Source organism: Streptomyces sp. CG4 (assembly GCF_041080655.1).
In the GTDB taxonomy this organism is placed as follows: domain Bacteria; phylum Actinomycetota; class Actinomycetes; order Streptomycetales; family Streptomycetaceae; genus Streptomyces.
The window spans coordinates 2,889,381-2,902,340 of the sequence record NZ_CP163525.1; the positions used below are offsets into that span (position 1 = coordinate 2,889,381).

Sequence of the window (12,960 nt, forward strand, 5' to 3'; positions counted from 1 at the left end):
GCATCACTACGTCCGCATCACTCTGTCCGCATCACAACGGGCCCCCACCCTCCACCGAGGACGAGGGCCCGTAGGCCGTGCGGCACAGGCTCAGGCCGAGCCGACGAAAATCACCAGGAGAAGCCACACCACCGGAGCCGTCGGCAGGAGTGAGTCCAGTCGGTCCATGATGCCGCCATGGCCCGGGAGCAGGGTGCCCATGTCCTTGATGCCCAGGTCGCGCTTGATCATGGACTCGCCGAGGTCGCCCAGTGTGGCGCTGGCCGCGACCGCGAGGCCCAGCAACAGGCCCTGCCACCAGGTGCCGTGGTGGATCAGGAACTGCATGCACAGCGCGCCCGCGACCATCGCGAACAGCACCGCGCCCAGCAGGCCCTCGCGGGTCTTGCCCGGACTGATGCGCGGGGCGAGCTTGTGCTTGCCGAAGCGCCAGCCGACCGCGTACGCGCCGGTGTCGCTGACGACCGTCAGCAAAAGAAACGTGAGGACGCGCCAAGGGCCGTCCTTCGCGGTCAGCATCATCGCGACGAACGTGGCCAGGAACGGCACGTAGAACGCCGCGAAGACACCCGCCGTGACGTCCTTGAGATAGCCCTCCGGCGACTCGGTCATGCGCCAGACCAGGGCGGCCAGGGCGGTGAGGGCCATGGCGACCCAGGCGCCCTCGGCGCCACGGACGTACCCGGCGACCACCATCGCCGCGCCGCCGACCGCGAGCGGCACCAGCGGCGCCCTGATCTCCTTGCGCTCCCGCAGCCGGCTGGTCAGCTCCCACAGGCCGACGACGACGGCGACCGCGATCACGCCGACGAACACGGCCTTCTCGATGAAGAGGGAGGCGATGATCACCACACCGAGCCCGATCCCGACCCCTATGGCCGCGCTCAGGTCACGGCCCGCGCTCTTCTTCTGCGGCACTGGCGCCGGCTGGTGGGCGTCGGGCATGGGCTCCGGATTCTGGTTCGCGGCCGGGACGGTCCGGGTCCGCGCGGACCCCGGGCGGGACCCGGGGCGGAACTCGTCCTGGAACAAGGGACCACTCGGCCGAGCGGCCCCCCGGTCGTCGTCCTGGTCTCGGCCGTACGCGGGTTCGTCGGGCACGATGGGCATGGGGCGAGTGTGCTGGGCCACAGGCGCATCGTACGCGGGACCCGCCGGGGCAGCCCCCTGGACAGGCCCACCCTCGGTGGGCCCCCAGTAGCCGGCCTGCCCCGCCGGTGGCGGCGCCCCCCAGGAAGAGTCGCTCATCAGACTTCGAGCAGCTCCGCTTCCTTGTGCTTCAGGAGCTCATCCACCTGAGCGACGAACTTCGCCGTCAGCTCGTCCAGCTCCTTCTCCGCACGACGGCCCTCGTCCTCGCCGATGTCGCCGTCCTTGATCGCCTTGTCGAAGGCGTCCTTGGCCTTGCGGCGCACGGAGCGGATGGACACCCGGGAGTCCTCGGCCTTGCCCTTGGCGACCTTGATGTACTCGCGGCGCCGCTCCTCGGTGAGCTCGGGGAACGTCACCCGGATGATGTTGCCGTCGTTGCTGGGGTTGACACCCAGGTCGGAGTCGCGGATCGCCTGCTCGATGTTGCGCAGCGCGCTCTTGTCGAACGGCGTCACGACCGCCATGCGCGGCTCCGGCACGGAGAACGAGGCCAGCTGGTTGATCGGCGTCAGCGCACCGTAGTAGTCGGCCACGATCTTGTTGAACATCGCCGGGTGCGCACGGCCGGTGCGGATCGCGGCGAAGTCCTCCTTGGCGACCACGACGGCCTTCTCCATCTTCTCCTCGGCCTCGAGGAGGGTCTCTTCGATCACCACTTGCTCCTGCGTGTCTTGAGTAAGGCCCGGCTGCGATTCCTCTGTCGGGCGGCGGCCGGCTGCGTCGCGTCTTCTTCCTGCACGGTTCCGGACCGGCAGGACATTGTCCATCCCCCGGCCAGGGCGCGTCCCGCCCGTCCCCCGGAAAGGGCGGCGGGTCAGGTGGCGCACCCCGGGCGACGGGGGCCTGCCGGTCAGTCCCGGCTGCCCTGGTCACCCACCAGCGTGCCGATCTTCTCACCCTTGACGGCGCGGGCGATATTGCCCTCCGCGAGCAGCTCGAAGACGAGGATCGGGAGTTTGTTGTCGCGGCACAGCGTGATGGCGGTGGCGTCGGCGACCTTCAGGTCGCGGGTGATGACCTCGCCGTAGCCGAGGGCGTCGAACTTGACCGCGTCCGGGTTGGTCTTGGGGTCGGAGTCGTAGACCCCGTCCACGCCGTTCTTGCCCATGAGCAGTGCCTCGGCGTCGATCTCCAGGGCGCGCTGGGCGGCGGTGGTGTCGGTGGAGAAGTACGGCATGCCCATACCGGCACCGAAGATGACCACGCGGCCCTTCTCCAGGTGGCGCACGGCGCGCAGCGGGATGTACGGCTCGGCGACCTGGCCCATGGTGATGGCGGTCTGCACCCGGCTGTCGATGCCCTCCTTCTCCAGGAAGTCCTGGAGGGCGAGGCAGTTCATCACGGTGCCGAGCATGCCCATGTAGTCGGAGCGGGCCCGGTCCATGCCGCGCTGCTGCAGCTCGGCGCCGCGGAAGAAGTTGCCGCCGCCGATGACGACCGCGATCTGCGCGCCGTCCCGGACCACGGCCGCGATCTCACGGGCGATCTTGTGCACCACGTCCGGGTCCACGCCCAGGCCCCCGCCGCCGGAGAAGGCCTCTCCGGACAGCTTCAGCAGAAACCGGCCGCGTACTTTGCCGTCGTCGCTCTTCTGGGCCTTGGTGGTCATGGGAGATCCCGCCTCTTTCACGTGTTGCACATACGAAGAAGGCCATTGCCGATGGGGTCGCTTTTCGCTCCCATGCGCGGCAATGGCCTCCTCGTCAGTTCTGCTGCCGTCCGCCGCACGCCGGGGTGTGGCGGTGTACGCGGACGACTGCTTACGACCCTATCGGGATTTCACCGGGGATGGTCCCGGGATCTCCTTGTGGGTCGCGAGTCGATCGCGGTACGGACTCAGATGCCGACCTTGATGCGCGAGAAGCGCTTCAGGGTGACACCGGCCTCGTCCAGCACCTTCTGGACCGACTTCTTGTTGTCCAGCGCGTAGGGCTGGCCGAGCAGCGTGGCGTCCTTGAAGAAGCCGTTGATCCGACCCTCGACGATCTTCGGCAGGGCGGCCTCGGGCTTGCCCTCGGCGCGGGTCGTCTCCTCGGCGATACGACGCTCGGCCTCGACGACCTCGGCCGGCACGTCCTCCTTGGAGAGGTACTTCGGCGCGAAGGCGGCGATGTGCTGGGCGACGCCCTTGGCGACCTCGGCGTTCGGCTTGTCCAGCTCGACCAGGACACCGATCTGCGGGGGCAGGTCGGGCATGGTGCGGTGCATGTAGGCGAGCACGTAGCCGTCGGCGAACTGCGCGAAGCGGTCCAGGACGATCTTCTCGCCGAGGTTGGCGTTGGCCTCGTCCACGAACGCCTGGACGGTCTTGCCGGCCTCGATCTCGGAGGCGAGCAGGGCCTCGAGGTCGGCCGGGGAGGTCTTGGCGACGTGCTCGGCGATGGCCTTGGCCACGGCCTGGAACTTCTCGCCCTTGGCGACGAAGTCCGTCTCGCACTTCAGCTCGACCAGTACGCCGGAGGAGTTGTCGTCGGCGATGATGGAGACCACGGCGCCGTTCTCGGCGGAGCGGCCCTCGCGCTTGGCGACGCCCTTCTGGCCCTTGATGCGCAGCGCCTCGACGGCCTTGTCGACGTTGCCGTCGGCCTCGTCCAGCGCCTTCTTGCAGTCCATCATGCCGGCGCCGGTGAGCTCACGGAGCTTCTTGACGTCGGCGGCGGTGTAGTTCGCCATGAGTCTGTGAGTCTTTCTCGAAGTCTGGAAGATCTTCAGATCCGCACGGTTTGCGTTCCACATGTAGTCGAGGACCGCATACGTCGTACCGACCTACGGGTGAACAACGGGGGCGGACTTCACCGCGCCGAAGGCGCTGTTGGATGCAGTACCGCCCCCGCTGTCGACGCCTGCGTCAGGCCTGCTCGCCCTCGGCGGCCTTCTCTTCGCCCTCGGCGGCCTTCTCCTCGACCGGAGCGGCCTCGGCGGCCGGAGCCTCCGCAGCTTCCGCGGCCGGAGCCTCGTCCGCCTTCTTCTCACCCTCGAGCAGGTCGCGCTCCCACTCGGCCAGCGGCTCGCCCGCGGCCTTCTCGCCCTTCTCACCGGCGGCCACGCCGGAACGGGCGATGAGGCCCTCGGCGACGGCGTCGGCGATCACACGGGTGAGCAGGGTGACGGAGCGGATCGCGTCGTCGTTGCCCGGGATCTTGTAGTCGACCTCGTCGGGGTCGCAGTTGGTGTCGAGGATCGCGACGACCGGGATGTTCAGCTTCCGGGCCTCGCCAACCGCGATGTGCTCCTTCTTGGTGTCCACGATCCAGACGGCGCTCGGCACCTTCTGCATCTCGCGGATACCGCCGAGGGTCTTCTCCAGCTTGGCCTTCTCGCGCGAGAGCACGAGAAGCTCCTTCTTGGTCAGACCGGACGCGGCGACGTCCTCGAAGTCGATCTGCTCGAGCTCCTTGAGGCGCTGCAGACGCTTGTAGACGGTCGAGAAGTTGGTGAGCATGCCGCCCAGCCAGCGCTGGTTGACGTAGGGCATGCCGACGCGGGTGGCCTGCTCGGCGATGGCCTCCTGCGCCTGCTTCTTCGTGCCGACGAACATGACCGTGCCGCCGTGGGCGACGGTCTCCTTGACGAACTCGTAGGCGCGGTCGATGTACGACAGCGACTGGAGCAGGTCGATGATGTAGATGCCGTTGCGCTCGGTGAAGATGAAGCGCTTCATCTTCGGGTTCCAGCGACGGGTCTGGTGACCGAAGTGGACGCCGCTCTCCAGCAGCTCCCGCATCGTGACGACGGCCATGGCCGTATTCTCCTTGGTTCTCGGTTGTGCCGCGGATGCCGGACGGCTCCCGCGCCTGACGCCCGCGACGCGCCTTGCCGCTGAGGACCGAGAGGCGCTGACACCGGCCGAATGACGACTCGGTGTCGGGGCGTGCGAAGTCGACCCGGTGACCCGGATCGCCAGAAGAAGTGTACGGGACCGCCGGGGCACCGGGTGACGCCGCTGTCCACAACCGGGGATCGGTCCACAGACTCCGGCCGTGATCGGCGGGAGTGCGGGACGGTTGCGGCATGCGACGACTGACCCGATACGCCCTGCTGCCGGCGGCTCTGCTGCTCGGCCTGGTACTGGCGGCCGTGCTGCCTCCCTGGGCCTGGGCCGCCCCCGCTCCCCCACCCCCCGCACCGGCCCCACAGGCCCCACAGGCCCCGGTCCCGGCCATCGCCCGCACCTGGCCGGTAGGTACACGTCCCCTGGTGTTACGCGGCTGGGAGCCCCCGCCGACCCCGTACAACCCCGGCCATCGCGGTGTGGACCTGGCGGCCCCGGCCGGTTCTCCGGTACGGGCGATCGCACCGGGCCGGGTCTCCTTCGCGGGGCGGGTGGCGGGGAGGGGGGTGGTCTCGGTGGAGCTGAAAGGGACGGACCTTCGTACGACGTATGAGCCGGTGACCCCGTCGGTGAAGAAGGGCGACGAGGTGGGAGCGGGCGATGTGGTGGGGTCGGTCGAGGCGACGGGTTCCCATTGCCCAACCTCCTGCATGCACTGGGGCCTGCTGCGGGGCGAGACCTACTTGGACCCCTTGGCCCTGCTCCCGCCGTGGCTCATGCACAGAGGGCCGTCGAGACTGCTGCCGGTGCTGGGGGTACCGATTCCGGAGTAGCCGGGGGCAGGCGCGCGCGGCCGCGCCCACCTGGTGGTGACCGTCATGGGGCCGCCGCCCCGGCTGGGGGCAATGGCCGGTCTGGCTGCGGGCATGGCCGCGCTGGCTGCGGGCAGTCGTGCCTCCCCCAGCGCCTTGAGGTTCTGGGGGATCCCAGGCGGCACGGATAGGCGCCGCGCCGGTGAGGTCCCCCTCTGGGGGAGGCGCCCCCGTCGGCGCGGGCAAGCGAAACGGTCCGTCGCCCGACGGCAGCACCGGGCACTCGTCGGGCGCCGGCAAGCGAACCCACGCCGCCCCGTCACAGCACAGGGCAGCGGCAAGCGCCGGGACGGAGCCCGGTGCGGCCGGGGTCAGCCCCGCACACCGCGCAGCGCCATCCCCACAGCAGCCTCGGTCACAGCCGCGGGCTCCTCCGCCCCCAGCTCGATCCTCCGCACCGCCGCGTCCACGACCCCCTGCAGCAGCATCGCCGCCAGCCGAGGCTGCGCATGCCCCATCTCCCCGAGCGCCTCGACGATCATCGCGACCAGCCCGCCGTGCGCCGCCCGGATCTTCTCCCGTGCCCCGGCATCCAGCTCACTCGCGGAGATGGCGACGACCGCCCGGTGCCGCCGGTCCCCCACCAGGGCCAGCTGCTGTCGCACATACGCCTCGACCTTGCCCTCGGCCGACGCCGCCCGCTCCATCGCCGCCGCGACCTCCGCCGCCCACACGGGGAAGTCGACCTCGCACAACTCCTCGACCACGGCGGCCCGGGAGCGGAAGTACTCGTACACGGACGACCGCGCCAGCCCCGTGCGCTCGGCGAGAGCCGGGAAGGTCAGCGCCTCCGTCCCGCCCTCGGACAGCAAAGACCGGGCCGCGTCCAGCAGGGCGGCTCGCTGCATCGACCGGTGCTCGGCCACGGAGGCCGCTCGAATCCTTGGCACGTCAACCACTTTACGGACACCCCGTCCCGGAAAGGGAGGACTCAGCGCCCGAAGCTCGCCAGCTTGGCCCGCAGCTGCAGCACCGACTTGGTGTGGATCTGGCTGACCCGGCTCTCGGTGACCCCGAGGACATTGCCGATCTCGGCGAGGGTGAGCCCCTCGTAGTAGTACAGCGTGACCACGGTCTTCTCCCGCTCGGGCAGCGTGTTGATGGCCCGTGCGAGAAACCTCCGCAGCTCCCGGTCCTCGGCCACCTCCACCGGATTGTCGGCGGCGGTGTCCTCCAGCGTGTCCATGAGGCTGAGCCGGTCCCCGCCCTCGCTGCCGACATGCAGCAGCTCCTCCAGCGCGACCACGTTGGCCAGCGACAGCTGGCTGAACACGGCATGGAGCTCATCGACCTCCATACCCAGCTCCGCCGCGACCTCGCCCTCGTGCGGAGTGCGCCGCAGCCGGGCCTCCAGGGTGGCGTAGGCGCGCTCCACGTTCCGCGCCTTCTGCCGTACCGACCGCGGGATCCAGTCCAGCGCCCGCAGCTCGTCGATCATCGCGCCCCGGATCCGGGTGATCGCGTACGTCTCGAACTTGATCTCCCGGTCGATGTCGAACTTCTCGATCGCGTCGATCAGCCCGAAGACACCCGAGGAGACGAAGTCGGCCTGCTCCACGTTGGGCGGCAGCCCGACGCTCACCCTTCCCGCGACGTATTTCACGAGCGGCGAGTAGTGCAGGATCAGCTGCTCCCGCAGCCGGTCGTCACCCGTCGCCTTGTACGACCGCCACAGCTCGTCGAGCGTCGAGGGAGCGGGCGGCCGCTCGCTGCCACCGTCGCGGGCGGCTGGGGGGATCGCCGCCCGGTCGGACCCGGAGGTGTGCTGGGGCATTCGTCGCCTTGTGCCGTTCTGCCGTGAAGTGCCGTGAAGTGCTGTGAAGTGGGTCGGGGTGGGGTTCGGTGAGGGGAGTGGGCTACCTGGGTGAGCTGTCGGTCTGGTGTCGAGTTGGCTGGATCTGCGTCGGCTCCTTTGTGAGCGTAGCGTGACTGAGCTGTCGCGGTGTGCGAACAGTGCGGCTCCACCCGTGCGCGGGGCGCTCCGGCGGGCCTCACGCGCCCGTTGCGCGGCTCGCTCTGCGTGATCGGCCGGAGGGCCAACTCCGGGAAACGTCAAGGGCGTCGGGGGTTCCCCCGGACGGCCGAACACGCTCGGTCAGGACGAACCGCGACCGGTACGGACCGACATCACCGCCTGGCGTGTCAACTTCCAGCCGTCGTCGTGTCGTTCGACGTAACCAAGTGCTCGGAGTTCGTACAGCCTCGCGATGGCCTCGTCCCGCGTGGTCGGCGCGCCGAGCGCGATCTCCTCGACGGAGGCCGCGCGGTTGCCGGGCAGGGCGGCGAGGACGGCGCGGGCGGCGGGTTCCAGCAGGTCGCGCGGGAGCACGGGGCCGTGCCGGGGCGGCGCCAGCTCGCCCATGTCACCCACCAGCTCCACGATCTCCGCGGCATCGGTGACCAGGGCGGCCTCGCCGCGCAGCAGTTCGTGCACGCCGGCCGAGAGTGCGCTGGTGACGGGGCCGGGGACGCCCATGGTGAACCGGCCCAGGCGCTGCGCGGCCCGCGCGGTGGCCAGCGAGCCGCTGCGGCAGGCGGCCTCCACGACGACGGTGCCCCTGGTCAGGGCGGCGATGACGCGGTTGCGGAGGATGAACCGGCTGGGCGTCGGATGGTCTCCCGGGGGAAGCTCGCCGACCACCAGTCCCTGCTCCGCGATCCTTTCGATCAGCGCGGTGTGACCGCGGGGGTAGGGCCGGTCGACACCGCAGGCCAGGACCGCGACGGTGGCTCCGCGGGCGGCGAGGGCGCCTCGGTGGGCGGCGCCGTCGATGCCGTAGGCGCCGCCCGAGACCACCACCCAGCCGCGCTCGGCCAGCCCTGCGGCGAGGGTGGCGGCGGCATGGGTGCCGTACTCGGTGCAGGCTCGGGCGCCCACCACGGCCACGGACCGTAGCGCCCACATCCGCAGACTGGGCCGGCCGCGCACCCACAGCCCGATCGGCCGGGCGTCGCCGAGATCGTCGAGCTGCCGGGGCCACTCCGCGTCATGGGGCCCCACGAACCGGGCGCCGGCGGCCCGCGCCACGGCGAGATCCCGCTCCGGCTCGGCCCGCCGAGCCCGTGCGACCAGCCCACCCCACCGCACCGGACTCACCCCCGGCAACGCCTCGACCCCCTCCCGCAACCGCCGCGCCACCTCCCGCACCCCGAACTCCCGCACCCACCGCCCCCCGACCTCGTCCCCCGGCTCGACGACCCGGCCGAGAAAGACCCGCCCGAGCACCTCGTCTCCGGGCTCCTCGCCCGTGGTCATGCCAGCGCCCCGATGGCCATCGGCACCCCGCGCGGGACTCCGGTGCGCAGCTGCAGGGCCAGGGCCACGTCGGTCCCGTCCGGACGGTCGTGTCCGACGAGGTCGGCGACCGTCCAGGCGACGCGCAGAACCCGGTCGAGGCCGCGGGCCGTGAGCACGCCCCGTTCGAGGCTGCGCTCGGCCTCGTCCATCGCGCTGGCCACGGGTTGGTAGCGGCTGCGCAGTTCCCGGCCCGGCACCTCGCTGTTGGTGCGCCACGGGGTTCCGGCCAGGCGGGCCGCCGAGCGCTCGCGGGCCTGCCGTACCCGCCCTGCCACGGTCGCCGTGGACTCGCCCCGGGCACCGGGTTCGGTGAGCTCGGCCCGGGTGACCGGGTCGACCTCGACGCGCAGATCCACCCGGTCCAGCAGGGGGCCGGAGAGCCGGGACTGGTAGCGGCGGATCCCCGACGGCGGGCATTCGCACAGGGAGTCGCGCTGCGAGAAGCGTCCGCAGGGACAGGGGTTGGCCGCCAGGACCATGAGGAAGCGGGCAGGGAAGCGGACGACACCCGCGCTGCGCGCGATCACGATGTGCCCCGACTCCAGCGGCTGTCGCAGGGCGTCCAGGGTCTGGCTGTGGAACTCGGGAGCCTCGTCCAGGAACAGCACGCCACGATGTGCCAGGGAGACCGCACCGGGTCGTGCGATGCCGGGGCCGCCGCCGACGAGCGACTGCATCGTGGCCGAGTGGTGCGGGGCGCAGTAGGGAGCGACGTCGATGAGCGGCTTGCCCGGCGGCAGCAGCCCGGCCACCGAGTGCACCGCTGTGACCTCCAGTGATTCCGCCCTGGTCAGCCGGGGCAGGACGGCGGGCAGCCGCTCGGCGAGCATGGTCTTGCCCGCGCCGGGCGGCCCTTCGAGGAAGAGATGGTGTCCGCCGGCGGCGGCGACCTCCACGGCCGTGCGGGCCGAGGTCTGGCCGACGACGTCCGCCAGGTCGTGATCGTGGTCGTGCTGGGTGGCGCCGACGCTGTGCATGCCGGTGGCCGCACCCGTGCCGGGCATCCGCAGACCGGCGAGGAGGGGGTCGGGACGTCCCTGCTCGTCCGGCTCCTCCTCGGGGACGGGCTCGTCGGTGAGGACCGCGACGAGCTGCCGCAGACTGCGCACGCCGAGCACCGAGACGCCGGGGACCAGCGAGGCCTCCGCGGCGGCGCACTCGGGGACGACCACCTGGTCGTAACCGGCGTCGGCCGCGGCGAGGACGGCCGGCAGGATGCCACGGACCGGCCGGACCCGGCCGTCCAGGCCCAGCTCCCCGATCATGACGATGTCCGCGAGGACGCGCGGATCGATGCGTTCGGCGGCGCCGAGCACCGCGCAGGCGACGGCCAGGTCGAAACCGGAGCCGGCCTTGGGCACCGACGCCGGGCTGAGTCCGACGGTGAGCTTCTTCTGCGGCCACTCGCCGCCCGAGTTCACCACCGCCGCCCGTACCCGGTCGCGGCTCTCGGTGAGGCTCTTGTCCGGGAGGCCGACGAGGGTGAAGGCCGCGACGCCGGGTTCGAGGTCGGCCTGGACTTCCACGACTACGCCCTCTACGCCGACGAGGGCCACCGAGCAGGTGCGGGCGAAGCCCATTCAGGCCACCCCCCGCGCGTGCTCGACGGACGGGGCGCCGCGCTGGGGCAGCAGGACGCCGACGAGGTCGATGCGGACGCCGCCCGGCGGGGCCCCTCCGTGGGTCTGGATCCAGCGCTCGGCCAGCTCGCGCAGCCGGGCCGCCTTCTCGGGGGTCACCGCGGCCATCGGATGCTCGAAGGAGCCTCCCCTGCGGGTCTTCACCTCGCACACGACCAGGACGTCACCGTCCCTGGCCACGATGTCGATCTCACCGGTCCTGCCGGAACGCCAATTGCGCTCCAGGACCGCCATTCCGGCCTCGGTCAGCCGCCGCGCGGCCAGATCCTCGCCGTACCTGCCGAGGGCACTGCGTGCGTTGCTCATGCCGGCACCACCTCCGGCGCCAACGGTCACGCATCCCGGCCTCAGTTGTTGATCTTGGTGGACGGCTCGGCGGTTGTGGAAAACCTCGTCACCCGCACGGGCGAGAGCGGATCACGGGCCGAGAGCGGATCACAGGCCGGGAAACTCCGGGTCTCACCCGCCCGGCAGCTCCAGGTCGCTCTTGTTCAGCTCCTCGATGTTCACGTCCTTGAACGTGAGGACCCTGACCTGCTTCACGAAGCGGGCGGGCCGGTACATGTCCCAGACCCAGGCGTCGGCCATCGACACCTCGAAGAACACCTCACCCTGGACCGAGTGCACCTGCATCTCGTAGTCGTTGGTGAGGTAGAAGCGCCGCTCCGTCTCGATCACGTATTTGAACAGACCGACGACGTCTCGGTACTCCCGGTAGAGCTTCAGCTCCATCTCGGTCTCGTACTTCTCGAGGTCCTCGGCGCTCATGGCATGTTCCCCTTCAGCCGTGCGATCCCACCATTGTGCGCCAGTCCGCCGACCCCTCAGACGATTTCCGCGTCAAGGGTCACAGGACCGGCCGGGGGACCTTCGTCGAGCAGTGTGCGCAGCAGCCCGGCGAGTCTGGTCGGATACACCGTCTCACGTGCCCGGGCCAGTTCCTGACACGTCCACCAACGCGCTCCGGCGACAGTGCGTCGCTCCAGCTCCGTAAGGCCCGTGGCGGCGGTGGCCGTCTGCGTCGTACGGGCCAGGTAGTACCACTCGTCCTGGTCCCAGCGGCGGCCCGCGAACGGGAACGAGCACCTGCGCTGCCACAGCACCGGGCCCAGTACGACGTCGGTGATGCCGGTCTCCTCGGCCAGCTCCCTGAGCGCGGCCTCCTCGCGTGTCTCGGCGCCCTCCAGACCGCCGCCCGGAGTGAACCACCAGTCGTCGGCCGGATCGTCGGGCTCATGGCCGTGCAGCAGCAGGATGCGGTCCTCGGGGTCGAGGAGGACCACCCGGGCCACCTTGCGCAGACCCCCCTCGTACGCCTCCTCGCCGGTCCGCGTGGCCTCAGCGGACACCGGCCGCCTCCGGGCGGGTGCCCCGGGCGCGGGAGCGGCCCAGGCGGCCCGCGATCGGACCATAGGCACCGCCTGCCAGGACCAGGACGGCGCCGGCGACGATCAGCAGCTCGATCGTGCCCAACGGGCCGGGCTGCGAGAGGGCGCCGAGGGCCTCGAAGCCGGTGGGGCGCTTGAGCGCGCCCGTCCAGGGCCATACGACGGCGTCCACACGGGCGGTCACGGCGTCGCCGGAGACCGTGCCCTTGGCCGCGTCGGTGAGGTGGGCCGTGGAGTCCAGGGAACCCTGGCGCTCGTCACCGAGCAGGAACAGACGGCCCTTGGGGACGGTCACCGTCGGGAAGTTCTGGTTCTCGGCCAGGCTGCCCTTGGGCAGATAGGGCTCGTCGATCTGCTTGCCGTTGACGGTCAGCTTGCCGTTTGTGCAGCAGGAGACGGTGTCGCCGCCGACCGCGACCACGCGCTTGACCACCTTGGCGCCCGTGACCCAGCTCTTGTCCTCGAAGACGACGACGTCACCGCGGCGCACCTCGGCGCCGTCGACCTTCTGCGCCAGCACCCGGTCGCCGGCGTGGATCGTGGGCGTCATGGAGCCGGTGGGCACGGTGAACGGCCGGTAGCTGACCGCCGCCCAGGCGAATCCGCCGAGGAACAGCACCAGGCCCAGGGCCACGGCCGCTCCGGACAGTCGTTGTCCGAGCCGGCTGCCGCCGGGCCGTGCCGTGCCTGTCCCGCGGCTGTGCGGGGCTGTACGCGTCGTGCTCTCGCCACCCATGGCCCCGGACCCTACCCGGCGGTACCTGGGCTTGCCCACCCACCTGCCCGACTCGGCAGACCTGGACACGAGGCCCCGAGCCAGCTGGGTCGGCTGGATCGG

General features: G+C 71.0%; 14 protein-coding genes. 1 reads left to right on the forward strand and 13 read right to left on the reverse strand.

The window, feature by feature from the left end:
• Positions 1 to 90: 90 nt before the first annotated feature.
• The 5 genes from AB5L52_RS12975 to rpsB form a co-directional block, all read right to left on the reverse strand.
• Positions 91 to 1,248 (reverse strand): phosphatidate cytidylyltransferase, encoded by a 1,158-nt coding sequence (locus AB5L52_RS12975; protein ID WP_351024522.1) that lies wholly within the window; start codon positions 1,246 to 1,248, stop codon positions 91 to 93.
• Entirely contained in the window at positions 1,248 to 1,805 is a 558-nt protein-coding gene (gene frr, locus AB5L52_RS12980; RefSeq protein WP_351024519.1) for a ribosome recycling factor, read from the reverse strand. The genes AB5L52_RS12975 and frr overlap by 1 nt, the downstream gene beginning before the upstream one ends.
• 197 nt (positions 1,806 to 2,002) lie before the next feature.
• Entirely contained in the window at positions 2,003 to 2,761 is a 759-nt protein-coding gene (gene pyrH / locus AB5L52_RS12985) for a UMP kinase (RefSeq protein WP_351024516.1), read from the reverse strand.
• Positions 2,762 to 2,988: 227 nt separating this feature from the next.
• Complete coding sequence (tsf, locus tag AB5L52_RS12990; RefSeq protein WP_351024513.1) at positions 2,989 to 3,825, reverse strand: translation elongation factor Ts; 837 nt, start codon at positions 3,823 to 3,825, stop codon at positions 2,989 to 2,991.
• 175 nt (positions 3,826 to 4,000) lie between these two features.
• Positions 4,001 to 4,891 carry a 30S ribosomal protein S2 gene (gene rpsB / locus AB5L52_RS12995; RefSeq protein WP_351024510.1) on the reverse strand — a complete coding sequence of 297 codons (891 nt, stop codon included), beginning with the start codon at positions 4,889 to 4,891 and terminating at the stop codon, positions 4,001 to 4,003.
• 272 nt (positions 4,892 to 5,163) lie between these two features.
• Between rpsB and AB5L52_RS13000 the strand changes: the two genes are divergently transcribed.
• Positions 5,164 to 5,757, forward strand: a complete 594-nt coding sequence (locus AB5L52_RS13000) for a M23 family metallopeptidase (RefSeq protein ID WP_369364112.1) — start codon at positions 5,164 to 5,166, stop codon at positions 5,755 to 5,757.
• Between the two features lie 350 nt (positions 5,758 to 6,107).
• Here AB5L52_RS13000 and AB5L52_RS13005 read toward each other — a convergent pair whose 3' ends face one another.
• The 8 genes from AB5L52_RS13005 to lepB form a co-directional block, all read right to left on the reverse strand.
• Complete coding sequence (locus AB5L52_RS13005) at positions 6,108 to 6,662, reverse strand: helix-turn-helix domain-containing protein (protein WP_351024728.1); 555 nt, start codon at positions 6,660 to 6,662, stop codon at positions 6,108 to 6,110.
• Between the two features lie 65 nt (positions 6,663 to 6,727).
• Complete coding sequence (whiG, locus tag AB5L52_RS13010) at positions 6,728 to 7,570, reverse strand: RNA polymerase sigma factor WhiG (protein ID WP_351024504.1); 843 nt, start codon at positions 7,568 to 7,570, stop codon at positions 6,728 to 6,730.
• Positions 7,571 to 7,891: 321 nt separating this feature from the next.
• Entirely contained in the window at positions 7,892 to 9,052 is a 1,161-nt protein-coding gene (gene dprA / locus AB5L52_RS13015) for a DNA-processing protein DprA (protein WP_351024501.1), read from the reverse strand.
• Positions 9,049 to 10,674, reverse strand: coding sequence for a YifB family Mg chelatase-like AAA ATPase (locus tag AB5L52_RS13020; RefSeq protein WP_369364114.1), 1,626 nt, complete (start codon positions 10,672 to 10,674; stop codon positions 9,049 to 9,051). Before AB5L52_RS13020 ends, dprA begins: the two co-directional genes overlap by 4 nt.
• On the reverse strand, positions 10,675 to 11,070 hold the full coding sequence (locus AB5L52_RS13025) for a YraN family protein (protein ID WP_351024496.1): 396 nt from the start codon (positions 11,068 to 11,070) through the stop codon (positions 10,675 to 10,677).
• 123 nt (positions 11,071 to 11,193) lie between these two features.
• Positions 11,194 to 11,502 carry a DUF2469 domain-containing protein gene (locus AB5L52_RS13030; protein WP_003965949.1) on the reverse strand — a complete coding sequence of 103 codons (309 nt, stop codon included), beginning with the start codon at positions 11,500 to 11,502 and terminating at the stop codon, positions 11,194 to 11,196.
• Between the two features lie 56 nt (positions 11,503 to 11,558).
• The gene (locus AB5L52_RS13035; RefSeq protein ID WP_351024494.1) at positions 11,559 to 12,083 is read right to left on the reverse strand and encodes an NUDIX hydrolase; all 525 of its coding nucleotides are present in this window, start codon (positions 12,081 to 12,083) and stop codon (positions 11,559 to 11,561) included.
• Positions 12,073 to 12,858, reverse strand: coding sequence for a signal peptidase I (gene lepB / locus AB5L52_RS13040; protein WP_351024491.1), 786 nt, complete (start codon positions 12,856 to 12,858; stop codon positions 12,073 to 12,075). Before lepB ends, AB5L52_RS13035 begins: the two co-directional genes overlap by 11 nt.
• Positions 12,859 to 12,960: the final 102 nt, after the last annotated feature.